This is a genomic window from Methanocorpusculum vombati (assembly GCF_026891935.1).
Classification (GTDB): domain Archaea; phylum Halobacteriota; class Methanomicrobia; order Methanomicrobiales; family Methanocorpusculaceae; genus Methanocorpusculum; species Methanocorpusculum vombati.
Genome location: NZ_JAPTGC010000006.1, coordinates 1 through 25,975, shown reverse-complemented (window position 1 = coordinate 25,975; position 25,975 = coordinate 1). Strand labels below are relative to the sequence as shown.

Below are 25,975 nucleotides of genomic sequence, written 5' to 3'. Positions count from 1 at the left end.
TTCGGTATCTTAATACATGTCCTCTTTCCAATGGATGAGTATGGATTCTGTGCATCTGAACCGTCAGCAGTACCTGGTGGCGATTACTGTTGCGATTGCATGTTTTCTGCCGCCGTTTATCGGAGAGGCGACAAATATTGCGCTCCCCTCTCTGATTTCGGATCTGCAGCTGCCGATGAGTATGTTCGGCTGGATTCTGACGATATATCTGCTGACTTCAACAGTGTTTCTTATCCCTGCGGCACGGTATGCGGACAAGATCAGTAAGAAGGTGTTCTTTTGTCTGGGGGTGTTGCTTCTTGGGATTGGTTCGCTTGGTATCGGTCTTGCAACAACGGGGGAGATGGTGCTGGTGATGCGGGCGGTCGAAGGTGTGGGGAACGCGCTGATGTTTGGTACGGCGATTGCGCTGGTTACTTCGGTAGTGAAGGTTGAGCTTCGGGGTACGGCTATCGGGATTGCAATGACCGGTGTGTTCCTCGGACAGCTTGCAGGTCCGCTGCTTGCCGGGGCACTGACGGATGTGTACGGGTGGCAGATGGTGTATCTGATTCTGGTGCCTGTTGCCCTGCTGTCGTTTGTTCTGGCTGTTCCGTTTGTGCCGCGCGATGTGCCGACGGATACGATGCCGTATGACTGGCCGGGGGCGGTTTTGTTTATTTTTGGTATGACACTCGGGCTGTACGGGTTTTCGAAGATGCCGGATCTGTTTGCACTCGGACTGCTGGTTGCAGGACTTGTGCTGCTCGGGCTGTTCTTCCGGTATGAGAGGCGGGCATCCAATCCGCTGGTTCCGGTACAGCTGATTTTGAAGAACCGCGGGTTTACGTTCAATAATTCGGCGAATCTGTTGTATTATGTGGCAATTTATGCGATGGGGTCGCTGGTGTCGATGTATATGACCCATGCCTGGGGTTTTTCTGCGCTGGAACGTGCGCTGGTGGTAACGACGCAGGGACTGATTCTGGTGTTGTTTACGATTGTGGCCGGGAAGTTCTATGATCACCTGCTGCCGCGCTGGCTGATTGTGTCGGGTGCGGTGATGGCGGTGGCGGGCGGTGCTGCAGCATTTTTGCTTGGGGTTCCGTCTGCGAGTCCTGTCTGGCTGCTTGCAGCGGTGGTTGCGGCGAGTGTTGCGGCGTTTGGTTGCGGGTCGATTGTGCTTGCGGTCATTGATCGCCTGGTGAAGAATGCGCCGCCGCGCTATGCGACGACGACCGGGCTGGGTATTATTGTGCTTGGTATGCTGCTTCTCCTGACCTGCGGGGCGGAGCAGGCGGTCTGGACGATGGTTGCGGTACAGGCACTGTTTGGTGTGGGGATTGCAATTTTTGTGACGCCGAACAGTACGGCTATCATGAATGCGGTAACCGAGCAGGAGTACGGTATGGCGTCCGGTACACTTTCGACAACCCGTATGCTGGGGATGGCGATCTCTATTGGGATGATGACGGTGCTGACGAATCTGTTTCTCGGTGCCGGGGTACAGATGGGGCAGGATCATGTCGGGGAGTTTCTGGTGATGATGCATGCGACGGTTGTTGCGGCGATTGTGGTGCTGGTTGTCGGGATGCTGCTGTCCTGGACTGCGGATACGCAGTCCCGGTAATACTGTTTTTGAAAACTGTCTGCGGGCTGTGCGGGGATGGGCAGGATGAGAAGAGCCGCCCAGAATCGCACGGGTTTATGGACAGCATCCTGCTGAGGGGAGTTGCACCTTTCTTCCTGAAGATCCCACGAAAAATACAGAACAGACAGACATCTTCAACATCACGGAATACCCGGGAAAATCACGGAAACAGAGTAATTTAGGATTCCGTGATGTTCACGAACTGGTCCGGGATGTTTTTTGCGTCTGTGTGTTTCGTGTCTTCTGTGGGCTGAAATACGATGATTCATCGTCAATAAACGGAGTTAGGCGCAACATCCGGCCTGACACACACAAAATGAAAAAAGAACAGCCCGGCCCGCATCCCGGGCACTGTTTCACCGATCACCCGTGGTAATGGTAGAAGTAGTTCTCCAGTTTCTCCCCGCGTTCCACAAACTCACGCTGCCCGCGGGTAAGCACCAGATCCCGTTCACGGCTCTGCACCGCAGGACAGAACCGGCAAAGCGCCTCATCCACTTCACTCTGGGCAGCACGTACCGGACAGTAATACACACCCTCATGCAGCTCAACGGAGTATCCGCCGGGAAACGGCGTCCCCACCGGATGGGCCGGCTCATCCGCAACGTACATAGCATACGCAGCGATCAGATACTTGAGCTCTGCAAGCCGATTTCCCCGGGTCTGATCCGCAGCAAACCGCACAAACTCCTTCCACGACCCCGGCAGACGAACATCAGCATGAACAGCTGCAAGTTTTGCTGTCATCATGCGGTGATACCCGTCCACAATCTGGACACGGGCAGAAGCAAGAAGAACCGCTGCATACTCCTTCCTGACATGCGCCAGTTTTTTCCCGTACCGTACAAGCATCTCCTCCAGATCCTCCGGAGTAAACACGGCCCCGCAGGACTGCAACTCCGCAAGAAGTTCACCTTTCCGCAAAAGACGTGCAAGAGCAGACCAGTCAGTATCACCGGCAGCATACCGCTCCGCCCCGGACCGGTTCCAGAACCCCATTCACACCGCCCGTTTCATGCTCAGACTGATACGGCCGCGGGCCGTATCAACCGCCAGCACCACCACGCGGACATGATTCCCCACCTGAACCACCTCGGACGGATGTGCAACAAACCGGTCAGCAAGCTCACTGATGTGCACAAGTCCGTCCTGATGCACACCCACATCCACGAACGCCCCGAACGCCGTAACGTTTGTAACAATGCCCGGAAGCACCATACCCTCGGTCAGATCAGTAATCTCCTGCACGGTGGAATCAAAGGAAAACTCCTCCTCCCCCGTAACACGGATGTCACGGCCCGGATTTGCCAGCTCCTCAATGATGTCGGTGACCGTCACAAGACCGCAGTCCGGACTCACATACCTCTCCGGATCGATCCGTTTCAAAAGCTCGGTACTGCCTGCAAGCCTTCCTGCGGGGACGCCAAGGTCCGCTGCCATCCGTTCCACAAGGGAATACCGCTCGGGATGCACACCGGTCATATCAAGCGAATTATCGCCTCCGCGGATACGGAGAAATCCTGCGGCCTGTTCAAAAGTCTTCGGCCCGACTCCCGGAACGTTCAGCAGTTCCCTGCGGTTCCTGAACGGACCGTTTGCGGACCGGTAGGCAACGATCTTTTCGGCAAGTGCCGGCCCGATACCCGACACGTAGGAGAGCAGCGCGGAACTTGCCGTATTGAGGTTCACCCCGACGGCGTTCACCGTCTGCTCGACCACATCGGCAAGTTTTGCGGCAAGCCGGTTCTGATCCACATCATGCTGATACTGACCGACACCAAGCGATTTTGGATCGATCTTGACCAGTTCCGCCAGCGGATCCTGGACACGGCGTCCGATGGACACCGCCCCGCGAAGCGTGACGTCAAGATCCGGGAACTCGCGCCGTGCCTCCGCCGACGCCGAGTACACTGACGCACCGCACTCACTTGTCAGCAGAACCGGCAGCGGTCTGCCGAAGGTGATACCTTTGACAAACTTCTCCGTCTCCCGGCCTGCCGTACCGTTTCCAATCGCGATGATGTCGATTGCATGCGTCTTGCAGAGCCGGATCACCGTTTCGCGTGCCTGAGTACGCTTCGTCTCCGGATAGAGAACACCGGTCTCCACAACACCGCCGGTCGCATCAAGGCAGACAAACTTGCAGCCGGTACGGTATCCCGGATCGATTGCAAGCACCCGCTTCTCTCCGGCAGGCTCGGCAAGCAGGAGATGACGAAGGTTCTCGGCAAACACCGAGATCGCCTCGGTGTCGGCACGCTCCTTAATCGTGTTGAAAAACTCGCGTTCCAGTGACGGGGCAATCAGACGGCGGTAGGCATCAGCTGCTGCTGCCGCAACTTCGGACGAAGCCGCACCGGTACCGGTCACGACACGCGGAATCAGTTCTTTGAGAACACGTTCCTCCGGCGGCGCGAGATGCAGGCGGAGTACGCCTTCCCGTTCACCCCGCATCACCGCAAGCACGCGGTGGGATGCTGCACGGGTGATCAGCTCGTCCCAGGCAAAATATCCGGCATACACCGAGGCATCCTCGGCCTTTCCCTTCACCACCCCGGAAGAGAGATGTGCGGAACGGGCATAGATGCCGCGAATCATACCGCGGAGACCGGCGTCCTCGGAGATCTCCTCGGCAATAATGTCCCGTGCACCGGCAAGCGCATCCGCCGCTGTCGGAACCTCCGGAGTGAGGAAGGTTGCGGCTGCCGCCTCCGGCGACAGCCGCACATCCTGCATGCGCAGAACCGCAGCAAGCGGTGCAAGACCGCGGTCGCGGGCAACGCTTGCACGGGTCTGGCGCTTTGGCCGGAACGGCAGATAGATATCTTCAAGCTCAGCAACGGTATCGGCCGCGAGGAGTTTGTCCTGCAAATCAGCGGTCAGAACCTTTCGTTCCCGAAGCGTTGCAAGAATGCTTCCCCTGCGATCGTCAACCTGTTTGATGCGGATAAGTGCGTCACGCACCGAAGCGATGGCAACCTCGTCAAGGGAACCTGTGGCCTCTTTCCGGTAGCGGGCGATGAAAGGGACGGTTGCCCCGCTGCCGAACAGCGACGCAACCGCAGTAACGGACTCCTCAGGAAGGGAAAGGGAATCGGCAACTTTGCGGCAGAGGCGGGTGGAACCGGGGCCTGTGGAGAGGATCATATGTTGTGTAGTACTTGCATGGGGTGCGGGATAAATCTGCCTCTTCCGGAGGTTAGCGGGAAAATTACGGTATAAAAATCCGGCTGCCGGTGGATTTTTTCCACTCGTTCATGATCTTTTCCATACCCTGCCGGTCCTCTTTCTCAAACGGATCAAAGACGCAGAGTGCATCAGCAGAGACCGGAATTTTTCGCGGAAGACACCGGAAATCCCCGTGCCAGACCTCAAGCCTTGCATGGCTGCCGGAGGCGGATGCCACCTCCACCGGACAGCGGCGGATCTTTTTTTGGGGAAATTCCGCGGGGTCTGTCTGCCAGGAAAAATCGTCAAGACCCAGCGGACGGCAGTTGACCGAGATGTTGACCGCACTCCAGAATGCTGCCGCAGACCACCGGTCATTGAGAATGACATGCGGCATTCCGGCAAGACTTGCGGCGATACCGAGGGTTCCTACTCCCGAACAGCCGTCGATGACCGTCGTCGGGCGGGACCGTCCAATCATACGGGAGATCGAGAGAAGTTTCGGATTGAATGGTCGCGGCATCTCTACATGCATGGTGGAACTTCGCTGGTACACCACAATGTTTCCGGCGGGCGACGGGAAAACGGCGGCATGAAGGTCGCATCCGGCAATAAGTTCATGTGTATGAAATACCGGCGAATCCATTCCGCGGGATAATCCCGGGACCACATGCCGGTCCCGGACAACGCCCAGGAGTTCGGGAATCTCTGCCATCAGGCGGTCGGCAATATCTTTGTCAATGGCATGCGTCAGAAGAATCAGGGAGTGCGGCGGGAGATACGGCGGGGCACTGAGTACCATAAACGGATGCAGATGCGGAACTCCTGCATTGCCCAGCGGAGATGCGGGGGAAATGATCTTCTCTTCTACGAGTATCAGCCAGATATGGGAAAAAACATCATCAATATAGCGTTTGCCGCAGACCGGGCAGGGAGGGGGAGGGGAGTCCAGAACCGGCGGTAGACGTTTGTCTCTTTGCAAACCCTGACAGGACGGGCACGCATCAAACCGGTGAGCAGAAGTAGTTACCAGATCATCAGAAGACTGAATGCAATCCTGTCCGCAGACAGGGCAGTTCATATGGGATAGATGATGCGAAAGGAGATAAGAGTTTTCCTCAGCAGGGCGTTGTACCTAAATTCGTTTATTGCCTACGAATAATCGTATTTCAGCCTACAGAAGACACGAAACGCACGGAAGTAACAACCTCCCGGAACAGTTCGTGAACATCACGGAATTCTAAATTACTCTGTTTCTGTGGTTTTCTTGTATATTCCGTGATGTTGAAAATTTCTGTGTGTTCGGTGTTTTTTGTGGGATGATCAGGAATAAAGGTGCAACGCTTGTCAGGCCAATATCTATTTTAACTCACGAGCACCATTTAGTAGTGCAATGAACAGTGGCATCTGCCCGAAATGTGGTTTACCAAAAGAACTCTGTATTTGTGAAGAAGTCGCAAAGGAACAGCAAAGAATCAGCGTGAAAGTAAGCAAGAGACGGTACGGAAAAGAGGTGACCGTTGTGGACGGTCTGGATCCGTATGAGATCGATCTCGAGGATCTCTCCAAGTTCTTAAAAGGACGCCTTGCCTGCGGCGGCACGGTGAAGGAAAATTCCATTGAACTTCAGGGAAATCACCGCGACAGAGTAAAGGAACTGCTGACCACACGCGGATACAGTATCGATAATATCAGCTGAATTCTAAAAAATATTTTTTTGAAAATTCTTTTTCACTTCTTTTGTCTGAGGGCTTTTTCCTTTTCGGCGGTGATCCGCGTTTTGAGTTCGGTGTCTTCGTCACTGCAGCAGGAGAGGGCTGTGTCGAATGCGGTGACGGCGTCGCTGATTTCGCCGAGCTGCAGGAGTTCGTAGCCTTTGTTGTACCAGATGTCCGGGGATTTTGGCAGTGCGATGAGGACGCGGCGGAAGCAGTCGTGTGCTTCGAGATGTTTTCCCAGACAGCTGAGAGCGAGTCCTTTGTTGTTCATGGCGCCGGTCATGGTACGGTCGTATTTGAGCGCACGGTCATATCTGGCGATGGCTTCTTCATATTTTCCCAGGTCACGGAGTGCGTTTCCGCAGTTGAAGTAGCTGACTGCGTGTCCTGGTGCAATTTCGGTGACGGCTGAGTAGCATGCGATGGCGTCTTGGAGTTTTCCTGCGTTGTAGAGCAGGGTTGCCCGGTTGAACCAGTGTTCGGGGGCACGGGGTTCTGCTTTGCAGACGCGGGTCATGATGTCGTCTGCTTCTTTGTAGTTTCCCATTTCTGCGAGCATTCGCGCGTGGCTGGTCAGGTATATCACATTGTCGGGTTCATACCGGAGTGCTTCGAGGAAGCACTGGTCGGCTGCAAGGGTGTCGCCAAAGGTTGCAAGGGTGTCGCCTTTGTTGTGGTAATAGACGGCGGTTGTTGGCCGGAGTTCGATTGCTTTGTCATAGCAGGGTATTGCTTCGGTTTGTTTTCCCTGCAGGGCAAGGATGCGTCCTTTGTCGTTCCATGCGGGTGCGCTGGACGGGTCGGCGGCGAGTGCTTCGTCAAGGCACCAGAGTGCGTCACTGTACCGGTTGTACTGCAGGTAGGAGAGTGCTTCGCTGTATTTTCGGGCTGCTGTTCCTGCGTTTTCGTTTGTGCCGGTTTTTTTGATCCGGTCAAATAGTCCCATGGGTAATCTTACATATCTGAGGCGATGAGGGATAGCCTTTTTCACCGGCGGGGTGGTGTATCCGGAGGAGTGTGGGGGTATGGTTTCGGGAGTGTTTCGCAGCGTGTTTGCGGGGAGCTTTGTTTTGCAAAAAAGGAGATTTATTCTGCGGCAGCGCCGGTCATGCGTGCGACGACTGTTGCTACGTATCTGCCGAAGTTGACGCCGTGTTCAAGGTCTGTTTCACGTAACTGGCCGTCCGCTGCGAGGCCGTAGTGGCCGCCGGAGTGTTCTTCGTTTCCTTCTGAGTTTGCGATCGGGTCGCCGACGACGATCATGCCGTGAATGAGCATGGCCTGGACGATGGAGAGGATTGCTGTTTCTTTGCCGCCGGTACGGTCGCCTGCGGTGGTGAAGGCTGCACCGACTTTTCCACAGAGCCGGCCCCGGACGAAGGTTGTGTCGTCGATAAGTTCTTTGAATTCGGAGGCGACTCCGCCGAAGTATACGGGAGAGCCGAGAATAATTCCGTCATATCGGACGAAGTCGCTTGCTGTTACACGGTTGAATGCGAGTACATCAACTTTTATTCCAGGGACTTCTGCGGCGCCGCGGCCGATGGCTTCGGCGAGCAGTTTTGTTTTGCCTGTGCGGCTGTAGCAGGTGATGAGTATGGAAGCCATAACTGTTTACTATGTATCAATGCAGGAGGTTTTAAAGGTCGGTATTGCGTATCTGGTGTCGGGATTCGGGTTAATGGAGTTAGGTTTTTTTTGCGATTTTTCCAGGTTTTGCGGGTGATGCCGGTGTACCGCGGGTGAAGGCGGTGTTGCACCATTATTCCTGATCATCCCACAGAAAACACCGAACATGCAGAATTTTTCAACATCACGGAATATACAAGAAGACCACGGAAACAGATTAATTTAGGATTTCGTGATGTTTTTGCTTTCGTGTGTTTCGTGTTTTCTGTGGGCTGAAGTTCGATCAATGACGATCATTCATAGGCAATAAATGAATTGAGGTGCAACGCCCGCGAAGGCCACACGTTTATAATTGTGGGGAACCAATAATTTAGAGAGTTTGATCGAATGGCAGCTACGAAATGTACGTCATGTAATGCCCCGCTCGCAGAGCGCGGTGCAACCGAGTTCAAGTGTCCAGACTGCGGTGAGGTTATTTACCGCTGTGCATACTGCCGCAAGCAGAGCATTAAATATACCTGTCCGAAGTGCGGATTCCAGGGTCCGTGAGGATAAGATATGGGCGAAGTTGCAGTTATTTTAAAGGTCATGCCGGAGTCTCCGGATGTTGACATGGAAAAGCTTCAGGCTGAGATCAGAGAGAAGATCCCCGGAATTCAGGATATGAGAGTTGAGCCGATTGGGTTTGGTCTCTCTGCAATCAAGATTGCTATGATCACTGAGGATGAAGAGGGTTCCGGCGATAAGATTGAGAGTCTTTTTGCAGGAATTGCAGGCATTGACCGTGCAGAGATTGAGTCTCTGAACCGGATGCTCTAAATACCTATTTTTTCTTTTCCGGTTTGGTTTTTCTGTTCCGGATATTTGTTCGTGATTTTTTGATGGGATGAGATGGGGGAGGATCAGTGTGCGAGATTTCGCAGATGTGTCGCTTCGTTCCGCTAAGTCGCAAGCCCGGAGGTTTTGCTCCGCTCCTCCTTTCGGGGTCGCCTTCGTTCGTTGCATTATTTTCTTAACGCTGCTCGCCGTTCCGTTCGGGGCCGGGCGGGCGGCGATGACGGGGAAAGCAAGGTCGGTGAGGAAGAGGTAGAGGTGTTTTCGGGTGCTGGATTGTTCTGTCATGAGGGGGGACACGGAGGTTTGAAAGCCTCATACCTCATGCCTCATACCTATGCCGGAGGTTGAGGGAGGCGGTGTCCTGTCTGGTGCGCGGAGGGCGTTTTGTCCGTTCTCTTCCGCATTTTTTTCGATCTGTTTGGTGTTCGTTTACTGCCATCTCAGACTATATTTATACTATGAAGAACAAATATGTTACACAAGAGAGTTATCACGGAGCACATGCATGGATAGTAAAGCGTGTGCGGACTTTTTTCTCCTGCGGGGTTGTGTTGTTCCTGCATGGGTGAGGCTTGAGGTATGAGGCTTTAGGCTTTTACCTCACGGTGAGATGGTGACGGTTCCGATATGGTGATATGATCACCGGTCGTAGAGAATAGTGTCTGTTCCTGTTTCTCTTGTCGAAGGGTGGAAATCGGACAGACATCTGTTCTGGTGAATCTTTTTCGTGGTAATGCAGCGTTCGCTTTTTTCTGAATGGGTTTCTCTTTTGCTGATTTTTTTCGTGGTGCACTTTGCCGTTCTCTTCAGGAAGAGGGGTTCATGCGCTTTTTCCCTGTTGTGCGCTGTGCGGTGGTGCAGGATGCACCGCCGCTGGTGCCGGATCCTTTGCGAAGACCTCCCGCACGCGTTCTGCGGGGTCAGCCGTTCAATGATAGAGAGTATGCTGCCGGTAATATTTGAATCTACGCAGGCGGTAGCCGCGGGGGGTGTTCATCTGCGGCGTTTACGGGGAGATTTTTCTGCGCGGTTGGGTCGCGGAGGAAAAAAGAACGGATCATGAATCCTCAGTTAATAGGATATAATACGCCATATGATATTAAACTACTCCCAATCCTTCGAGAATTCCCCAAGAGCGTCGCATCGATGAGGAGTTATATGCACAGCAAAACCTAATTTGTGCTCAATATATTTTTATACTAAAAGAAAGTGGAGATATTTTTTACGAAAGGAAATTGTTTCTTTTCCCGCGCAAACGAAAGTGATCCTGCAAATTAGGTATTCGGGAAATCTCACGGGTTAAATCCTCTTAACTTAGGATGTAATGGTCTCCCCACACGTAGGCGGAAGCGGTTGTTTCCGCATGCGTTTCCATCTGCTCCTGAGGAGGAATTACATGAGAAGACTACGTAATTACGGGACGCAGCGTCCCCATGATTTTTCAGCGAAGCTGCGGCAGGGTGTGGTGCTGCTCGCTGCTCTGCTGCTTGCCTGCACACTGATGGCCGGGGCTGTCAGTGCGGAGGAAGTTACTGTTACTACATGGAGTGATCTCCAAACGAAATTCTCTGGTGGAAACACCATCACGTTAGGTGCTGATATCGAGATCCAAGGACCTCTCACTCTTACGAGTGGTGAGGTAACGCTGAATCTGGGAAACCACAAGCTGTATAATTCCACAGGAAATGCTGCGTCATATCCCATTACAATCAATGGCGGTACTTTAATCATCACGGGAACGGGAAGTATTGAGTACCCGACTGACCTGATTCAATTATCCAAAGGTACTGTGAATATTCAGTCAGGAACCCTTATCGCAAATGGTGGTGGTGCTGCTGTTGTAATTACCGGCAGCACTGAATCAAATGCGAAAGACTATTCCAACCTGATTGTGGGAAAGGATGCAACATTAAAAGGTGGCTGGTATGTTGTCTTCATCAGTGCAAAGACGACGGAGAAGAAGTTTTACGGTATCACCATAGATATTGCAGGAAAACTTCTCAGCTGTGAGAATCCAGCAAATGGTGGTGCTCTTTATATCAATGGAGTTCTCCAGAAAGAGAATACCCAAACCAATCCTCCGGTAATCACCATTCGTGATACTGCAGTAATTGCCCCAAGCAAAGGTAATGCGGTATATGCAGCAGGTTATGGAAAGTGGATCATCGAAGGAGGAACATTCACCGGAACGGAAGCTCTTAGTATCAAGTCAGGAGAATGGGATATTAAGGGCGGAACATTTACGGGAAATGGTCCATTCTATGACCCTGCAATCTACAATGGAAATGGTTCTGAAGAGACCGGTGCTGCGGTGAGTATTACCACCAATCACGGATACGCAAAGAACGTGAGAATAACCATCACCGGCGGTACATTTACGAGTGAGAAGCAGTCCGCATTTTATGAAGGTTCAAGCTGGAAGAAAGATGGTGATTTCCAGTCCGGTTCTGCTCTGAAGCAAGTTCTTATCACCGGCGGTACATTTGAAACGAAGAATGAGACACTGAGTGCTATTAGAATTCAGAACTCCGGTGATACCACCAACATCACCAAGGGTATTTCCATCAAAGATGCGCCGAACGGCAACACACTCCTCTACCCCGGCCTGAACCAGACGGGCGTAGAATGGGACGGCGACGCAACCAACGGTTACACGCTTAAAATCACCGAGGGCGGCAGCTACAAGCTGATGGAGAGTTTCAAGTATGCTCCCTACACAGACAAAAACCGCCTTTCAATTGTAACCGGAGTAACCCTCGATCTGAATGGAAAGACCATTACTGCCGAGAGAGACTCAGGCAATGCAGGTGATACAGCCTTCATCAGTGTGAACGGAAAAGAGCTGACCATCAACGGAAATGGTGGAGGAATTACCACCAGCGGTGCAAGCTCTGACGGTTACAAATCATGTCTGTTCTTTGCAGGAAAGAACACCAAATTAACGATTAACTCTGGTACGTTCCAGAGCAACGGAATTGTCATCGCGGAGAATGCCGAAGTAAAAGATGGTCAGCCTCTTTATGCCGCCCCGAAGACTACCTTGAACGGAGGCACCTTTACCTCAACCGACTCTACTGCAATTTACATGACCGCCGATAACGGCGAACTTACTGTTGCAGACGGAGTCCAGATCACAGGTAAGACCGCCGGTATCGAGATTCGCTCAGGAACGGCCAACCTGAACGGAGGTAAGATTACTGCCACTGGTGCCAACACCTATCCAGCGTACGCAGCTGTCCCGAGCAACCCAATCACTGACGGATCAGCAATTGTTCTTGTTTCAAAGGCTGGGGCCTACACGGCAGCTATTGACCTGAACATCGCTGGCACGACAGAAATCACCAGTACGAACGGTGCGGCAATCCGTAACTATGTCCGCAAAGGAGATGGAAAGGGTAGCATGACCGCAGACAATGCGACTATCAAAGTAATCGTCTCTGACACGCCGAAACTTGCAGGTGCTGTCGCAGCAATCGAAAACGCCCATTATGCGGGTGACACTGGTGCAACCATCGTGGGCACGTTCGCGCTCAACGGCGGATACTACAAAGCTCCGTCTTATGCCGAACTCCTTGTAGGCAACCCTGCTGTCACCTATCAGACCGGCTACTCCATGAGTACTGAACCAGTGCAGGATGGATACTACGCACCGACAAAGACAACAGCACCGGAAGTTAAAGAAACCGTTACGCCAGGATCGGGTGGAACTGTAGTAATTACTCCTCCTGTATCTGGATCATTAGTAGTCGAAGATAAGACCGTAACGATCACCGCCGCAGGAACAAGCGGCAGTGACAACTCTGTTACCTTGAAAGTCACCTACGAAGATGGTGCAACTGTTGCAGATACCGGTGCCTCCGGTAAGGTAGCCTCCGTAGAAGCCGAGTACAAAGCCATCCCTCTGGAAGATACAACCAGTGGGGTGACTGGCGCGAAGGTTGACATGACCATAACGTTGACAACTGTTGACACCAACCTGCCGACCATCACCGGAAAACTCAGTGACGCAAAACAGACTGCACTTCAGGCATTCGGCAGCACATACACCACCTTCAAAATGGGTCCGGCATTCGTTGCATCCCACGAAAAGCTCGCAGAATTTAACAACAACGTCAGCACTATCACCCTGACGTTCCTTGTCCCCAAGAGCTGGGCACCTGAATCCGGCAACATTGGTGTAGTGCATATTAGTGATGATGCAAACCCTGTTGTTACCAAGAGTGGGCTTACGGTTGTAACTACGGATGATGGAGAGAACTGGAAAGTAACGGTCACCAGTACCAAGAAATTCTCCGGATACTCCACCTATTACGCAGAATCCAGCAGCCCGGGTCCCGGACCGCAGCCCACATACCAGCCCGTGTCCTCCTCCGGCTCCGGCAACATGGAAAACGCCTTCCGTGTCCTCTTTGACACCCAAGGCGGCAGCTTCATCAGTCCCTCAACCGGCCTCTCCTACGGCGACAAGATCAGTCAGCCGCCCGCACCAACCAAAGACGGCTACACCTTCGGCGGCTGGTACAAAGACGAGGCATGCACGCAAAGCTGGAGCTTCGCCTCCGGCATCGACGGAGACATGACCCTGTATGCCAAATGGACCCCGTCCTCCGGCGGCTCATCGCAGACCGTGTCACAGACCGGCAGTGCAACCGCCCAACAGACCGTAAAGGCAACCCCGGCGGCGACACAGGCGCAGAGCACATCTGCGGCCACCCCCGCGCCCTCGGGAACCTCTGCCTCCGGCGTATCCCCGACCATGACCCAGGCACCCGCACCGGTACTTGGTGCCCTCCTCGGGCTCCTTGCCGCAGGTGTACTCATACGAAGAAGAGACTAACCCTCTTCCTCTTTTTTCTCCCCCGCAAGGCAGCACGCCTGACCGGCGGCACACGGCACTCCCGCAAAAGAAAGAACACGGAAAAACACTACCCGTGCAACTGACAAAAATCAATAGATGAACACAGGGACCAAAATCGTAATCGCATGAAATACCTCCTGGGGTACGTGGCATTGCAGAAATTCCATTGGGGAGTGTGAGTTTTCCTGCCTCCACATGACACGCACCGGTTCATTCAATACCACACACACACCTTTGCAGGATGCCCGTCGATACCGGCAGCCTTCCTTTTTTTTCATCTCTTCTGCCGCGAAAGGATTTAGTTGATTTCTCCGGAACGTTTTTTTTCTGAAAATTGTAGGCGGGTGAATGAGGAGTCTGGCAGGATGGGATAAAGAAACACGAATCCGTGCGAATCCCGGTCGCTTCGCTCCCTCCACGAATCGCATTTGCATTTCGTCGCTCGCCTTCCCGTCCGAGCGGACGGGTGGCGTTGCTGTCGCACGGTTCCGCCCGGCTCTGGGCGGGCGAGAGCAGCGTTAAGAAAATGCGATGAGCGAAGGCGACCCCGAAAGGGGGAGCGGAGCAAGACCTCCGGGCTTACGACTCAGCGGCGCGAAGCGACGCATCTGCGTTATCTATTTCAGATATCCCACTCATCACTAACTCACCTACAACTTCCAGAAAAAAACTACAAAAAAAAGAAAACAACGAACTGAAATTACAGCTCGTCGTCGAACTCGTCTGATTCCTCTTCCTCATCCTGCTTGAGCTCAACATTGTTGATATCAAACTGGCGGAACGCGAGTTTCTTTGCTTTGATAATATTTCTGCCTTCCTTACCGATAGCAAGACCGCGATCATCATCACGGACCTCAACATAGGCAACCTCGCCGTCCTCGTCCTCCTCAAACGTGACGGTCATAACCTGCACCGGCAGGAAACAGTTGCGAATAAACTGGACCTTATCGGGGTTGTACTCAACAACCTCGACCTTCTTCCCAAACGCATCGGATGCCTTCTTAATACTTGCACCCTTCTTTCCGATTGCAAGACCCATCTCTCCCGGATTAATAACGAAGAGAATGCGGCCGAATTTGTCATCCACCACACAGTCACGTGCACCTGCACCGGTCAGGTTCTCGAACTGCGCGATCATGCGCATTGCATCTTCGGAAATTGTTATCTCACTCATATTATGCTCTCTTCAGGCTCAGAATGTCAGACTCGCCTGCATCAACGATAGCGAGGACACTGATCATATGATCGCGACCGCACTCTTTGCCGAGCTGACGGGAGCTGCCGTTGAACTCATAGAGCGGGAGATTCTCTGCTGTGGCAATAATTGCGCGGACCTGTGCCGGCGCATTGCTTGCAACAATAACGAGTTCCGCTTTGTTCTCTGCAACAACTTTCTCAACGCTGTTCTGTCCTAAAACGACCTTACCGGTCTTAATTGCCCTTCTCAGGGATAAGTTGAAATCCATGTGTAGATTCACCTGTTTTTGTGGTAGTTCTGCACTCCGACCCGGCACCAGGGGAGGTGGCCCCATAAAATCCGAATCTTCCCGCAGGAGCTGCACGATATTCATGCAATGCAGCAGTCATCCGAACCGCCCGCAGGCAGCACCGGAGAAACTCTGTATATATTGTACCCCGCAGATAATGAACCTTTTCAGAAACCAGACCCCGATCTCCATCCGCGTGCGGTGTATCTCACTCACTGCTGCCGCAGCACCGCGATCAGATCCCCCTTCCTTGCCCCCACATGCCGCGCAACCGGCTCGCACTTCACCGTCATCAGATACGCAACCGGCGGCAGACCCGCATACTCCGTCAGACTCTCATAATTCGCAAGACCCTTCGCAATGATCAGCGTCGCATCCCGCATCGCAGCAACCACCTCTGGCGGATACACATCCGGATGCAGACCAAGCTGCGCACCCCCGCCCGCATGATACACCGCATCCGCCGCCTCATCCAGCCGCAGATCCCGTGCCTCCTGCATCGTCACATCATTGAGCATCGGCTGATCCTTCACCACAATCGTCACATGACTCCCGCGTCTGCGCAGCTCCGCGCACAGCAGCTTATCAAACACCGCCTCACCGCAGTTATCCGTACAATACACAACCCTCTCTGCAAGCGCAAGAATCCTCTCCGTATCATCCAACGCAAGACCGCGCTCAAACATCTCACGGAAATACCCCGTAAAATCCTTCGCAATCTCGTGACCCGCCACCCCGTAATCCATCGCATTCCCGATAACCGCCGCAACAACATAATCATGCACCGAAGACAACATCGGCCGCACCGCCTCTGCAACCCCCGCCGCAACCGCATTATCCTGCACCTTCAGACCCGCATACGGATCAGCCGACCCGATAACCGCATAACAGCAGCGGTGCACCGCCCCCGCAATCACCGACGCACCGACCGGCTCATTCGCGCGGGAATCATACAACTCCGTACAGCGCCGCAGCGCCAGCGCAACCGTCTCCGCATCCGAAGACACATACTCAGCCTCCGCCACAACCCTTGAGAGCAGGCATGCCCTGCATTCCGGTGCAAGTCTCACAAAATCATCTCCAAAATCGAAAAAATTCTCATGGGGCCGCCGCGATTTGAACGCGAGTCAGAAGACCCCCAGTCTCCTAGGATTCCAGGCTACCCTACGGCCCCTCATGCTTCCCTCTTCCGAATGAAGCATCATACATATAGGATGTGCGTCCCTTATTAGTTTTTACTTTGACACCGGCAAAAAAGGATCACTGATCCTCCGACCGCTTCATATCCTTCAGATGCTCCATCATCTCCATCTCATCACGCCCCACATACACCATCGCAACCGTCAGCCCCAGAATCACAATCGTCGTCCCGATAATATCAATAAACGTCAGATCACTCACCAGCAGCCGTCTGACCATCGTCGTAATACCCGCAATCAGAATCGGCCGGACCAGCACACGCCCCGCACGGACATACGACGCAACCATATCCACCAGCGTCGCAATCACAATAATCAGAAGAATCGCCTGCAGCACATTCGACAACCCGTGCTGTGTCGGATTCTCCAGCGCCGTCATCACCAGCGTCATCGTCTCCGCAACACCCATCAGTGCCGCCACTACCAGAAGAATCGCAATCAGCACATAAATCGCAATCGTAACCGCACCGCAGCCCTGCGCAAGGGCCTGACGGACACGGGGAAACGGCTCGAAATCCTGTATCATATCTCTCGTCCGGACCGGGAATGAACTCCCGTAATCATCTACTCTTACTATAGCCCCCTCATCAATATAATTATAGAGGTTCACCTTAACCCCCGGCAACCCCGTCCTCCGGCAGCAAACCCGACACTTTATTATTGGGGAACCGACAACCTACTTAACGCGAAGGCGTAATTGGGACCCGGGCAGAGGAAAACCCCCTCTGCCCGGAACATGCCGAACCAACCGGTATGTATATATATTTTTCAATCCCAATAATGATGCTACCTTCCAGAGGACAACAAGGGCCAGTAGATCAGTCAGGCAGATCGTCGGACTTTTAATCCGCAGGTCGGGGGTTCAACTCCCTCCTGGCCCGCTTGCACGTCGCCATGGTTTTTTAGGAGATTCGAGTACGAACCCTCCCTATTGACTTTCGGCAGCGTGTATTGGCGCGTCCGTTGGACATCTGAACAAGCGTCAACAAAAAACTCTGAGACTTTTATGTGGTGAGAACTCTGAACACAAGCACAGACATCCGTATCTATCAAGATCTTAAATTAGGAGCTCTATGACACGACTAAACGTATTACTCCATGAAATGGTTCCCGATCACCAGATCATGACCCCGGAAGAAGTTGTAAAACTCCTTGCCGACTATGACATTACCGAAGAGCACCTTCCCAAAATGTATCATGACGATCCTGCCGTCAAAGCCTGCGGAGCAAAACCGGGAATGGTCATCCGCATCACGCGCAAAAGCCAGACAGCAGGTGAAGCTACCTCCTACCGCCTTGTGGTCAGACGGCCGAAAAAATAACCAGAGTGGATATACTTGATTGACAGAAGTGTACTTTCCGGAGCGTACTTCTCCCAGGAGCACGTCGCCCGTCACCAGCTGGACTCGTTCAACAACTTTGTGGAGTACAACCTCCAGAAAGTCGTCAACGAACAGCGCATCGTTGAGACGGAGATTGTAAACCGGGGAAAGAACCAGGAACCCGTATGGGTTGAACTCGGAGACCTCCGAGTAGAAAAACCGATCGTCCGCGAAGCGGACGGATCACAGAGCAAATTATTCCCGACCGAAGCACGCCTGCGTAACCTAACCTACGCAGCCCCGATGGTCCTCACCATGACACTCCATCAGGGTGACAAGGCATTCGAACCGCAGGAGACAACCATCGGTCAGCTTCCGGTCATGATCGGATCCAAAGTCTGCAACCTTTGCGGCCTCTCCATCGATGAACGGACCGAACAGGGCGAAGACCCGAGCGACCCCGGAGGATATTTCATCGTAAACGGAACCGAGCGTGTATTAATGACACTCGAAGATCTTGCCTCCAACAAGATCATGACCGAATACACCGAACGGTACAACGAACAGATCCATGTATCCAAAGTCTTCTCGCAGTTCCGCGGATACCGTGCCCTCGTCGTCGTCGAGAAAAATAAAAAGAACCTCCTCGACGTCAGCTTCCCGTCCGTTGCCGGTCACCTCCGCTTTGCGGACCTGATGCGCGCCTTAGGTCTTGAGACCGACGAAGAAATCGTCTCCGCAGTCTCCCTCTCCGAAGACGTCTTAACCTACATGATGCAGAACCTCGAAGAGTCCGAATGTGCCACCTCCGAAGAAGGCATCATGTACGTCGGGAAAAAACTCGCACCGAACCAGACCAAGGACTACCAGAGAAAACGCGCCGAATTTGTCCTCGACAGCTACCTCCTGCCGCACTTAAACTACCTCATCCCGTCCCACTTAAAACCGGGCGATGAAAGCTATGAACTGTATGCAAAGGACGTACGTGTCGCAAAAGCCGAATTCCTCGGCAGAATGGCAGAAGCCTGTTTCGATCTCGCCTTAAACAAAAGGAGAATCGACGACAAGGATCACTACTCCAACAAACGCCTGAAACTTGCCGGAGACTTAATGGAAGACCTCTTCCGTATCTCCTTAAACAGACTCACGCGTGATGTCAAGTACCAGCTGGAACGTGCAAGCATGCGCCACCGCGAACTTGCCATCGGAACCGTCGTCCGTGCCGACGTATTAACCGAACGGTTAATCCACCCGCTCGCAACCGGAAACTGGGTCGGCGGCAGAACCGGTGTATCCCAGCTCATGGACCGTGTCGACCACATGTCGGTCATCTCCCATCTGCGCCGTGTCATCTCACCGCTGTCCCGGTCCCAGCCTCACTTCGAGGCCCGTGATCTGCACCCGACCCAGTGGGGCAGAATCTGTCCGTCCGAAACACCGGAAGGACCAAACTGCGGTCTCGTGAAGAACTTCGCCCAGCTCGTTGAGATCAGCAAAGGAATCGAGAACGAAGAAGCGATGCTGCACATCATCCGCAGTATGGACATTGAACCAATCCGGAGTGAGTAAATGGAAAAGAAAATGGCAAGAGTATTTGTCGACGGAGCTCTCTTCGGCAAAGTTGACGACGCAGTCGGTTTCACGAAAAACTTCCGCCAGATGCGCCGGCACGGTCAGATCCCGACCGAAGTCAACATCTCTTACAAAGACTACAGTAACGAAATCGTTATCAACACCGATCGCGGACGCGCCCGCCGCCCGTTAATCGTCGTCGAAAACGGCGTCCCGGCAGTTACTCCCGAAGACATTGAAATGGTCAGATCCGGAGAATACGAATTCTTCACGCTCGTCGACCAGGGCAAGATCGAGTTCATCGACGCTGAAGAGGAAGACGATCTCTACATCGCTGTCTATGAAGAGGATTTAACCCCCGAACACACGCATCTGGAGATCGACCCGTCGCTGATCCTCGGTATCGGAGCAGCACACGTTCCGTTCCCGGAACACAACGCATCCCCGCGTGTTACCATGGGTGCCGGTATGATTAAGCAGGCACTGGGTTTTGCCCAGGCAAACATGAAACTGCGGCCTGATACCCGTGGTCACATGCTGCATTACGCCCAGGTCCCGATGGTGCACACGCAGGCTGCGGAACTTATCGGTTCCGACAACCGTCCGCAGGGACAGAACTTCTGTGTCGCTATCATCTCCTACGAAGGATACAACATTGAAGATGCACTCATCTTCAACAAGGCCTCGGTTGAACGCGGTCTCGGCCGGTCCCACTTCTTCCGGACCTACGAAGGAGAGGAACGCCGTTACCCCGGAGGACAGGTTGACAGAATCGAAGTCCCCGACGACGACGTACAGGGCTCCCACGGACCCGGTTCCTACGCAAACCTCGACACCGACGGAATCATCAACCCCGAAACCCGGGTACTGGAAAAGGACGTCCTGATTGGCAAGACCTCCCCGCCCCGGTTCCTGGAAGAACCTACCGGCGAACTGATTGCCGTGGAAAAACGCCGCGACACCTCGATCACCATGCGCAGCAACGAGACCGGTATTGTGGACACCGTGATTGTAACCGAGTCGGAAAACTCCTCGCGCCTGGTCAAAGTCCGTACCCGTGATCTCAGAGTGCCGGAGATCGGCGACAAGTTCGCGTCCCGTCACGGTCAGAAAGGTGTCTGCGGTCTGATTACCCCGCAGGAAAACATGCCCTTCACCGAAGCCGGTATTGCCCCGGATCTCGTCATCAACCCGCACGCAGTCCCGTCCCGTATGACCATCGGACATATGCTGGAAATGATCGGCGGCAAAGCCGGTTCTCTCATGGGAACCCGTGTCAACGCAACCTCGTTCCGCAGAAAACCGGTTCAGCAGATCTTCGACAGCCCGTTTGCACAGCAGCGGCTGCTTAACGACAAAGAGATCGGTAAGGATATTGCAAACAGCACGCTTACCCGTGAACAGGTGCTCCGCCACGAACTGGCCGAAGCAGGATTTGCCCACACCGGTCGTGAAGTCATGTATGACGGTATCACCGGCCGCAGATTCCAGGCAGATATCTACGTCGGCGTCATCTACTACCAGAAACTCTACCACATGGTATCCACCAAGATGCACGCACGGTCCCGCGGACCGGTGCAGGTCTTAACCCGCCAGCCGACCGAAGGACGTGCCCGTGAAGGTGGTCTCCGGTTTGGAGAAATGGAACGTGATGTGATGATCGGTCACGGTGCGGCAATGGCATTAAAGGAACGTCTTCTCGACGAGTCCGACGCGGTCAAACAGTACGTCTGTGCCCGCTGCGGTATGGTTGCCATGTACGATGCAAAGCAGAAGACGACACGCTGCCTTGCCTGCGGTGCCGAGACCGACATCTACGAAGTAGAAATGAGCTACGCATTCAAGCTGCTGCTTGATGAAATGAAGAGTATGGGAATTGCACCCAGACTGAAACTGGAGGATATGGTGTAACATGACCAGCCCAAAGAGAATCGGAAAGATTGAGTTCGGTCTGCTCTCCCCAAAAGCGATCCGTGACATGAGTGTCTGTAAGGTCATCTGGCCCGACACCTACGACGACGACGGTTTCCCGTACCCGAAAGGCCTGATGGACCCGAGCCTTGGTGTTATCGACCCGGGTCTCCGCTGCAAAACCTGCGGCCAGAAGCAGGGCGACTGTCCCGGTCACTTCGGCCACATTGATCTCGCAAAACCCGTGATTCACGTCGGCTATACGCGGCTCATCAGAAAACTGCTGCGTGTGACCTGCCGCGAATGCGGCAGACTTCTGCTTGACAAAGAGGAGATCGAGCGGTTCAGCGCCTTAGAAGACGATCCCTATTCTGCCGAGACCATCGGCGAGAAGGATATCAAAAAGGAACGCATCTGCCCGTACTGCGGCGATCAGCAGTTCAAGATCAACTTCGAAAAGCCGACCAGTTTCGTTGAGGTGGTTACCGAGACCGGCGAGGACGGCAAGGTCCACAAGACCGAACACAAACTCACCTCCGCAGATATCCGCGAGCGGCTGGAGAAGATCACCGACGACGATCTCCGTCTGCTCGGTATCGACCCGACCGTTGCACGGCCCGAATGGACGATTCTTACCGTCCTTCCGGTGCCGCCGGTAACCGTCCGCCCGTCGATTATTCTGGAGAACGGTCAGAGATCCGAGGATGATCTGACCCACAAGCTGGTGGATATCATCCGTATCAACCAGCGGTTCAAGGAGAATCAGGACGCAGGCGCCCCGCAGCTGATCATTGAGGATCTGTGGGAACTTCTGCAGTACCATGTGACAACGTATCTGGACAACGAAGTTGCCGGCTGTCCGCCGGCACGCCACCGGTCCGGACGTCCCTTAAAGACGCTGTCCCAGCGTCTGAAAGGTAAGGACGGCCGGTTCCGTGGATCCCTTTCCGGTAAACGTGTGAACTTCTCGTCCCGTACGGTCATCTCGCCGGACCCGAACCTCTCCATCGGGGAAGTCGGTGTCCCGCTCGCCATTGCAAATGAGATGTCCGTTCCGGTTCGTGTCACCAAACAGAACATCGAGGATATCCGATCCATGATCCGGATCGGTCCGAACCGTCCGACGCTTCGCGACCCCTGCGGTGCAAACTATGTCAACCGTCCGGACGGCCGCCGTATCCGCCTGATTGCCGGTCCCGAAGGCAACTGTGATACCGTTGCCGAGATGATCGAGCCGGGATGGAAGATTGACCGCCAGCTCAGAGACGGCGATATTGTGCTGTTCAACCGTCAGCCGTCACTGCACCGGATGTCCATCATGTCCCACCACATCAAAGTGATGAACGGCAGAACATTCCGCTTAAACCCGGCGGTCTGTCCCCCGTACAACGCAGACTTTGATGGGGATGAAATGAACCTGCACGTTCCGCAGACCGAGGAAGCCCGGGCAGAAGCCGAACTTCTGGTTGCGGTGCAGGAAAACATTCTCTCGCCGCGTTTCGGCGGCCCGATCATCGGCGGTCTGCACGACCACATCTCCGGTATCTTCCTGCTGACGAATCAGCTGAAATGGTACACCAAGTCCCAGTTCCTGTATCTGCTGAAGTACACGGATATGGAGCATCTGCCCGAACCGGGCAAAGTTGAGGACGGTATTCCCTACTGGAGCAACAAACAGGCATTCTCGATGATCCTCCCCAAGGACGTCAACATGTTCTACAAGGCAACCTGCTGCAGAAACTGCGATCCCTGTACGAAGGATACCCACTGTCCGCACGATGCATATGTGAGAATTGTTGACGGTCAGCTGCTTTCCGGAACGATTGACAAGAAGTCCGTCGGAGCAATGGATGGTGCGATTCTGAACCGTATCATTCGTCTGCACGGCATGAAGCGTGCCCGTGAGTACATCGATGACTTAACCAAACTGTCGATTCGTGCAATCATGATCAATGGTTTCTCCTACGGAATCAACGATACCGATCTCGGAAAGGAGGAGTACAAGCAGATCCGCGATGTGCTCGACAAGGCCGAAGATGATGTGGCTCAGCGTATTAACATCTACGAGCAGGGACATCTTGAACCGATGCCGGGAAGAACCCAGGAAGAAACCCTGGAAATGCAGGTGATGAAGGAACTCGGTAAGGCCCGTGACCGTACCGGAGAAATTGCATCCCGCCACCTGGGTTTCGAGAACTCCGCAGTGGTGATGGCAGTGTCCGGTGCCCGTGGTTCCATGCTGAACATGGCACAGATGGCCGGTTGTATCGGTCAGCAGGCAGTGCGTGGTGAGCGTATCGTTCGTGGATACGAGGACCGCACGCTGCCGCACTTCAAGCGCGGTGATAAGGGTTCGGATGCACACGGTTTCGTGCGCAACTCCTATAAGTCCGGGCTGACGCCAACGGAGTTCTTCTTCCATGCTATCGGAGGTCGTGAAGGTCTTGTGGATACTGCAGTCCGTACGTCCCAGTCCGGTTACCTGCAGCGGCGTATGATTAACGCTCTGCAGGATCTCAAAGTCGCGTATGACGGTACTGTCCGCAGTACCGGAGGAAAGATCATCCAGTTCAAGTATGGTGAGGATGGAACGGATCCGGCAAAGTCCGCGTCCGGTCTGCCGGTTGATGTGAAGGGTATTGCTGAATCTGTGTTAAAGGAGGCTGTGTAAGATGGCGCCAAGAAAGAAGAAGGCTGAAGAAGAGCCGGCACCGTTTGCGGAACCTGCCTTTCTCGAAGAGGATGTTCCTCTGGAGCCGGTTGAGGAAGAAGACCGTTTCGGCGATTCTCTGGAAGATGCAGTGATTGGCGAGTACGAAGCCGGTATTCCTGAGTCTGTGGAAGAGATTGAGGAGATCGAAGAGGTTATCGGGGAGGAGTCCGAGTCGGAGGACGACTCTGACTCCGAGGAGAGACCGAGATCCCGCAAAGGAAAGAAAGGTCCGAACGCTGAGGATGAAGAGCCGGAGAGCGAAATTGCGAAGATGCTGCACACCTGGGCTCTTCCGAAGACACTGTTTGATCAGATCCGTGTCTGGCTTGAGGCCAAGACTCCCGAAGAGCTGGAAGCTGTTGATCTTGACCGGTTAAAGACCCGTGTCCACCGTCTGGTGGATGAGGATATGCCGGTCTCAACCACGACCGAACTGACGAAGATTCTTACTTCCAAGTTTGATGAGGGGCATGATGTAACGGATGACCTGTTCGAGGAGATTGTGGCACGTATTAATGCGGAGTACGATCGTACGCGCGTTCAGCCGTGTGAGGCGGTGGGCATTAATGCTGCGCACTCCATTGGTGAGCCGGGTACGCAGATGACGATGCGTACGTTCCACTACGCGGGTGTGGCCGAGATTAACGTTACTCTGGGTCTGCCGCGTCTTATTGAGATTATGGATGCCAGGAAAGAGCCGTCCACTCCGACGATGACGATCTTTCTGGAGAAGGGATACCGTGAGGACCGTGATAAGGCCCGTGAGGTTTCCTGGAAGATTGAGGCTGCTCCGCTGCACGAGTTCGGTGATATCGAGACGGATATTGCGGATATGTGCGTGATTGTGCAGATTAACCGCGAGGTGTGCAAGAAGAGAAAGATTGCGGTCTCCGAAATTCTGGAGCGTGCCCCGCAGAAGATTAAGGACAAGCGCCATTACCGTGATTTCGAGGTGGTGGTTGATGAAAAGGAGGGTATCCTCCGTTTCCTTCCGAAGAATGAGGAGTCGTATCAGAACCTGTTCCAGCTGGCAGAACATGTCCGTCAGGTGATTGTGCAGGGTATTGATGATATCCGCCGTGTGGTGGTCCGCAAGGAGAATGATGAGTACATTCTCCATACGGAAGGTTCCAATCTGAAGGATGTCTTTGAGATCGAGGGTGTGGACTGTACGAGAACGCGGACGAATAACATTGCAGAGATTGCAAATACTCTTGGTATTGAAGCTGCACGTTCCGCGATTATCTACGAGGCATTCTCAACGTTGAAAGAGCAGGGTATTTCGGTGGATCTCCGCCACATTATGCTCGTTGCAGATATTATGTGCATGGACGGTGAGGTCAAGCAGATCGGTCGTCACGGTATTGCCGGTGAGAAGGAATCGGTTCTTTCCCGTGCATCCTTCGAAGTTACGGTCAACCACCTGCTGGATGCAGCGGTTGCCCATGAGTTTGATGAGCTGTCCGGTGTGACGGAGAATGTTATTGTCGGTCAGCCGATTCTTCTCGGTACGGGCGATGTGAAGCTGATGGTTCGCCGGGTCAACCCGATGAAGTCGGCATAATATTTTTTTCTTTTTTTGGGGGTATGTTTTGTTTGCCGGTTGTGTGTGTCCGCTGCTTTTCGGGGACCTGCTGTAAGAAATGATGGTATGCGTTCGGCCTGTTTCCTTCGCCGCTTGCGATTCCACGACATGATTTCGTAGATCTTTTTTCTGGAAAAATATCTCCTCTGGCTTTTCTTTTCTGAAGTATTGTGTGGTGTGGTGTCTTCGGCACCGTTCACAGAAATGCGAGTTCACGCGTATCCCGGGGTATCCGCGTTTTTTATTCCATCTTATCCGTTCAGAGCTTCCAGTATTTTTTCAGAAAAAAAGGGGGAGAGAGGGTTGCCGCGGGGTTATCCGTGGTAGAGGCGGATGCTGCGGATAA

General features: G+C 53.6%; 20 protein-coding genes and 2 tRNA genes. 12 read left to right on the top strand and 10 right to left on the bottom strand.

Translation table 11 applies throughout. The features are described from left to right. Nucleotides 1-40 precede the first annotated feature (40 nt). Nucleotides 41-1,609, top strand: a complete 1,569-nt coding sequence (locus tag O0S09_RS05245) for an MFS transporter (protein WP_268922915.1) — start codon at nucleotides 41-43, stop codon at nucleotides 1,607-1,609. A gap of 384 nt (nucleotides 1,610-1,993) precedes the next feature. On the opposite strand, the gene O0S09_RS05240 is transcribed toward O0S09_RS05245, so the two are convergent. The 3 genes from O0S09_RS05240 to O0S09_RS05230 all read right to left on the bottom strand — a co-directional run bounded on the left by O0S09_RS05240 (nucleotide 1,994) and on the right by O0S09_RS05230 (nucleotide 5,879). After that, nucleotides 1,994-2,629 (bottom strand): DUF2115 domain-containing protein, encoded by a 636-nt coding sequence (locus O0S09_RS05240; RefSeq protein WP_268922914.1) that lies wholly within the window; start codon nucleotides 2,627-2,629, stop codon nucleotides 1,994-1,996. Then, nucleotides 2,630-4,777: a Tex family protein gene (locus O0S09_RS05235; RefSeq protein ID WP_268922913.1), complete on the bottom strand. Its 2,148-nt coding sequence runs from the start codon at nucleotides 4,775-4,777 to the stop codon at nucleotides 2,630-2,632. It abuts the gene before it with no gap. A 64-nt stretch (nucleotides 4,778-4,841) separates the two neighbouring features. Further along, nucleotides 4,842-5,879, bottom strand: coding sequence for a hypothetical protein (locus O0S09_RS05230; RefSeq protein ID WP_268922912.1), 1,038 nt, complete (start codon nucleotides 5,877-5,879; stop codon nucleotides 4,842-4,844). A 312-nt stretch (nucleotides 5,880-6,191) separates the two neighbouring features. Between O0S09_RS05230 and yciH the strand changes: the two genes are divergently transcribed. Then, nucleotides 6,192-6,497, top strand: a complete 306-nt coding sequence (yciH, locus tag O0S09_RS05225; protein WP_268922911.1) for a stress response translation initiation inhibitor YciH — start codon at nucleotides 6,192-6,194, stop codon at nucleotides 6,495-6,497. A gap of 32 nt (nucleotides 6,498-6,529) precedes the next feature. On the opposite strand, the gene O0S09_RS05220 is transcribed toward yciH, so the two are convergent. Next, entirely contained in the window at nucleotides 6,530-7,462 is a 933-nt protein-coding gene (locus O0S09_RS05220; RefSeq protein ID WP_268922910.1) for a tetratricopeptide repeat protein, read from the bottom strand. Nucleotides 7,463-7,602: 140 nt separating this feature from the next. Then, a complete protein-coding gene (locus O0S09_RS05215) occupies nucleotides 7,603-8,124 on the bottom strand; it encodes an NAD(P)H-dependent oxidoreductase (RefSeq protein ID WP_268922909.1) in 522 nt (173 codons plus the stop codon). A gap of 408 nt (nucleotides 8,125-8,532) precedes the next feature. On the opposite strand from O0S09_RS05215, the gene O0S09_RS05210 reads away from it, so the two are divergent. The 4 genes from O0S09_RS05210 (at nucleotide 8,533) to O0S09_RS05195 (ending at nucleotide 13,819) form a co-directional block, all read left to right on the top strand. Then, nucleotides 8,533-8,694, top strand: a complete 162-nt coding sequence (locus tag O0S09_RS05210; protein ID WP_268922908.1) for a zinc finger domain-containing protein — start codon at nucleotides 8,533-8,535, stop codon at nucleotides 8,692-8,694. Between the two features lie 9 nt (nucleotides 8,695-8,703). Continuing rightward, nucleotides 8,704-8,964 carry an elongation factor 1-beta gene (locus tag O0S09_RS05205; RefSeq protein ID WP_268922907.1) on the top strand — a complete coding sequence of 87 codons (261 nt, stop codon included), beginning with the start codon at nucleotides 8,704-8,706 and terminating at the stop codon, nucleotides 8,962-8,964. A gap of 840 nt (nucleotides 8,965-9,804) precedes the next feature. Then, the gene (locus O0S09_RS05200; protein WP_268922906.1) at nucleotides 9,805-9,945 is read left to right on the top strand and encodes a hypothetical protein; all 141 of its coding nucleotides are present in this window, start codon (nucleotides 9,805-9,807) and stop codon (nucleotides 9,943-9,945) included. A 433-nt stretch (nucleotides 9,946-10,378) separates the two neighbouring features. Next, nucleotides 10,379-13,819 carry an InlB B-repeat-containing protein gene (locus O0S09_RS05195; protein WP_268922905.1) on the top strand — a complete coding sequence of 1,147 codons (3,441 nt, stop codon included), beginning with the start codon at nucleotides 10,379-10,381 and terminating at the stop codon, nucleotides 13,817-13,819. A gap of 721 nt (nucleotides 13,820-14,540) precedes the next feature. Here the strand turns inward: O0S09_RS05195 and O0S09_RS05190 are convergent. The 5 genes from O0S09_RS05190 to O0S09_RS05170 all read right to left on the bottom strand — a co-directional run bounded on the left by O0S09_RS05190 (nucleotide 14,541) and on the right by O0S09_RS05170 (nucleotide 17,052). Then, nucleotides 14,541-15,014, bottom strand: coding sequence for a NusA-like transcription termination signal-binding factor (locus O0S09_RS05190; RefSeq protein WP_268922904.1), 474 nt, complete (start codon nucleotides 15,012-15,014; stop codon nucleotides 14,541-14,543). 1 nt (nucleotide 15,015) lies between these two features. Continuing rightward, nucleotides 15,016-15,306 carry a 50S ribosomal protein L30e gene (locus O0S09_RS05185; protein WP_268922903.1) on the bottom strand — a complete coding sequence of 97 codons (291 nt, stop codon included), beginning with the start codon at nucleotides 15,304-15,306 and terminating at the stop codon, nucleotides 15,016-15,018. Between the two features lie 233 nt (nucleotides 15,307-15,539). Further along, nucleotides 15,540-16,397, bottom strand: coding sequence for a damage-control phosphatase ARMT1 family protein (locus O0S09_RS05180; protein ID WP_268922902.1), 858 nt, complete (start codon nucleotides 16,395-16,397; stop codon nucleotides 15,540-15,542). A gap of 31 nt (nucleotides 16,398-16,428) precedes the next feature. Next, nucleotides 16,429-16,501: transfer RNA gene (locus O0S09_RS05175), tRNA-Pro, on the bottom strand. An 86-nt stretch (nucleotides 16,502-16,587) separates the two neighbouring features. Continuing rightward, complete coding sequence (locus O0S09_RS05170; RefSeq protein WP_268922901.1) at nucleotides 16,588-17,052, bottom strand: phosphate-starvation-inducible PsiE family protein; 465 nt, start codon at nucleotides 17,050-17,052, stop codon at nucleotides 16,588-16,590. A gap of 281 nt (nucleotides 17,053-17,333) precedes the next feature. On the opposite strand from O0S09_RS05170, the gene O0S09_RS05165 reads away from it, so the two are divergent. The 6 genes from O0S09_RS05165 (at nucleotide 17,334) to rpoA2 (ending at nucleotide 25,608) form a co-directional block, all read left to right on the top strand. Continuing rightward, a tRNA-Lys gene (locus O0S09_RS05165) sits at nucleotides 17,334-17,407 on the top strand. 192 nt (nucleotides 17,408-17,599) lie between these two features. Beyond that, nucleotides 17,600-17,848 (top strand): DNA-directed RNA polymerase subunit H, encoded by a 249-nt coding sequence (locus O0S09_RS05160; protein ID WP_268922900.1) that lies wholly within the window; start codon nucleotides 17,600-17,602, stop codon nucleotides 17,846-17,848. Nucleotides 17,849-17,863: 15 nt separating this feature from the next. Then, entirely contained in the window at nucleotides 17,864-19,417 is a 1,554-nt protein-coding gene (locus O0S09_RS05155) for a DNA-directed RNA polymerase subunit B'' (protein WP_268922899.1), read from the top strand. Beyond that, nucleotides 19,418-21,331: a DNA-directed RNA polymerase subunit B' gene (locus O0S09_RS05150; protein ID WP_268922898.1), complete on the top strand. Its 1,914-nt coding sequence runs from the start codon at nucleotides 19,418-19,420 to the stop codon at nucleotides 21,329-21,331. It begins immediately after the preceding gene. 1 nt (nucleotide 21,332) lies between these two features. Next, nucleotides 21,333-24,002: a DNA-directed RNA polymerase subunit A' gene (locus O0S09_RS05145; RefSeq protein WP_268922897.1), complete on the top strand. Its 2,670-nt coding sequence runs from the start codon at nucleotides 21,333-21,335 to the stop codon at nucleotides 24,000-24,002. Nucleotide 24,003: 1 nt separating this feature from the next. Next, on the top strand, nucleotides 24,004-25,608 hold the full coding sequence (rpoA2, locus tag O0S09_RS05140; protein ID WP_425438239.1) for a DNA-directed RNA polymerase subunit A'': 1,605 nt from the start codon (nucleotides 24,004-24,006) through the stop codon (nucleotides 25,606-25,608). Nucleotides 25,609-25,975 lie beyond the last annotated feature (367 nt).

Excerpts from the sequence above, each read along its gene's own strand:
- O0S09_RS05245 (WP_268922915.1), top strand. The coding sequence starts at position 41 with ATGGATTCTGTGCATCTGAACCGTCAGCAGTACCTGGTGGCGATTACT.
- O0S09_RS05240 (WP_268922914.1), bottom strand. The coding sequence starts at position 2,629 with ATGGGGTTCTGGAACCGGTCCGGGGCGGAGCGGTATGCTGCCGGTGAT.
- O0S09_RS05235 (WP_268922913.1), bottom strand. The coding sequence starts at position 4,777 with ATGATCCTCTCCACAGGCCCCGGTTCCACCCGCCTCTGCCGCAAAGTT.
- O0S09_RS05230 (WP_268922912.1), bottom strand. The coding sequence starts at position 5,879 with ATGAACTGCCCTGTCTGCGGACAGGATTGCATTCAGTCTTCTGATGAT.
- yciH (WP_268922911.1), top strand. The coding sequence starts at position 6,192 with ATGAACAGTGGCATCTGCCCGAAATGTGGTTTACCAAAAGAACTCTGT.
- O0S09_RS05220 (WP_268922910.1), bottom strand. The coding sequence starts at position 7,462 with ATGGGACTATTTGACCGGATCAAAAAAACCGGCACAAACGAAAACGCA.
- O0S09_RS05215 (WP_268922909.1), bottom strand. The coding sequence starts at position 8,124 with ATGGCTTCCATACTCATCACCTGCTACAGCCGCACAGGCAAAACAAAA.
- O0S09_RS05210 (WP_268922908.1), top strand. The coding sequence starts at position 8,533 with ATGGCAGCTACGAAATGTACGTCATGTAATGCCCCGCTCGCAGAGCGC.
- O0S09_RS05205 (WP_268922907.1), top strand. The coding sequence starts at position 8,704 with ATGGGCGAAGTTGCAGTTATTTTAAAGGTCATGCCGGAGTCTCCGGAT.
- O0S09_RS05200 (WP_268922906.1), top strand. The coding sequence starts at position 9,805 with ATGCGCTTTTTCCCTGTTGTGCGCTGTGCGGTGGTGCAGGATGCACCG.
- O0S09_RS05195 (WP_268922905.1), top strand. The coding sequence starts at position 10,379 with ATGAGAAGACTACGTAATTACGGGACGCAGCGTCCCCATGATTTTTCA.
- O0S09_RS05190 (WP_268922904.1), bottom strand. The coding sequence starts at position 15,014 with ATGAGTGAGATAACAATTTCCGAAGATGCAATGCGCATGATCGCGCAG.
- O0S09_RS05185 (WP_268922903.1), bottom strand. The coding sequence starts at position 15,306 with ATGGATTTCAACTTATCCCTGAGAAGGGCAATTAAGACCGGTAAGGTC.
- O0S09_RS05170 (WP_268922901.1), bottom strand. The coding sequence starts at position 17,052 with ATGATACAGGATTTCGAGCCGTTTCCCCGTGTCCGTCAGGCCCTTGCG.
- O0S09_RS05160 (WP_268922900.1), top strand. The coding sequence starts at position 17,600 with ATGACACGACTAAACGTATTACTCCATGAAATGGTTCCCGATCACCAG.
- O0S09_RS05150 (WP_268922898.1), top strand. The coding sequence starts at position 19,418 with ATGGAAAAGAAAATGGCAAGAGTATTTGTCGACGGAGCTCTCTTCGGC.
- O0S09_RS05145 (WP_268922897.1), top strand. The coding sequence starts at position 21,333 with ATGACCAGCCCAAAGAGAATCGGAAAGATTGAGTTCGGTCTGCTCTCC.
- rpoA2 (WP_425438239.1), top strand. The coding sequence starts at position 24,004 with ATGGCGCCAAGAAAGAAGAAGGCTGAAGAAGAGCCGGCACCGTTTGCG.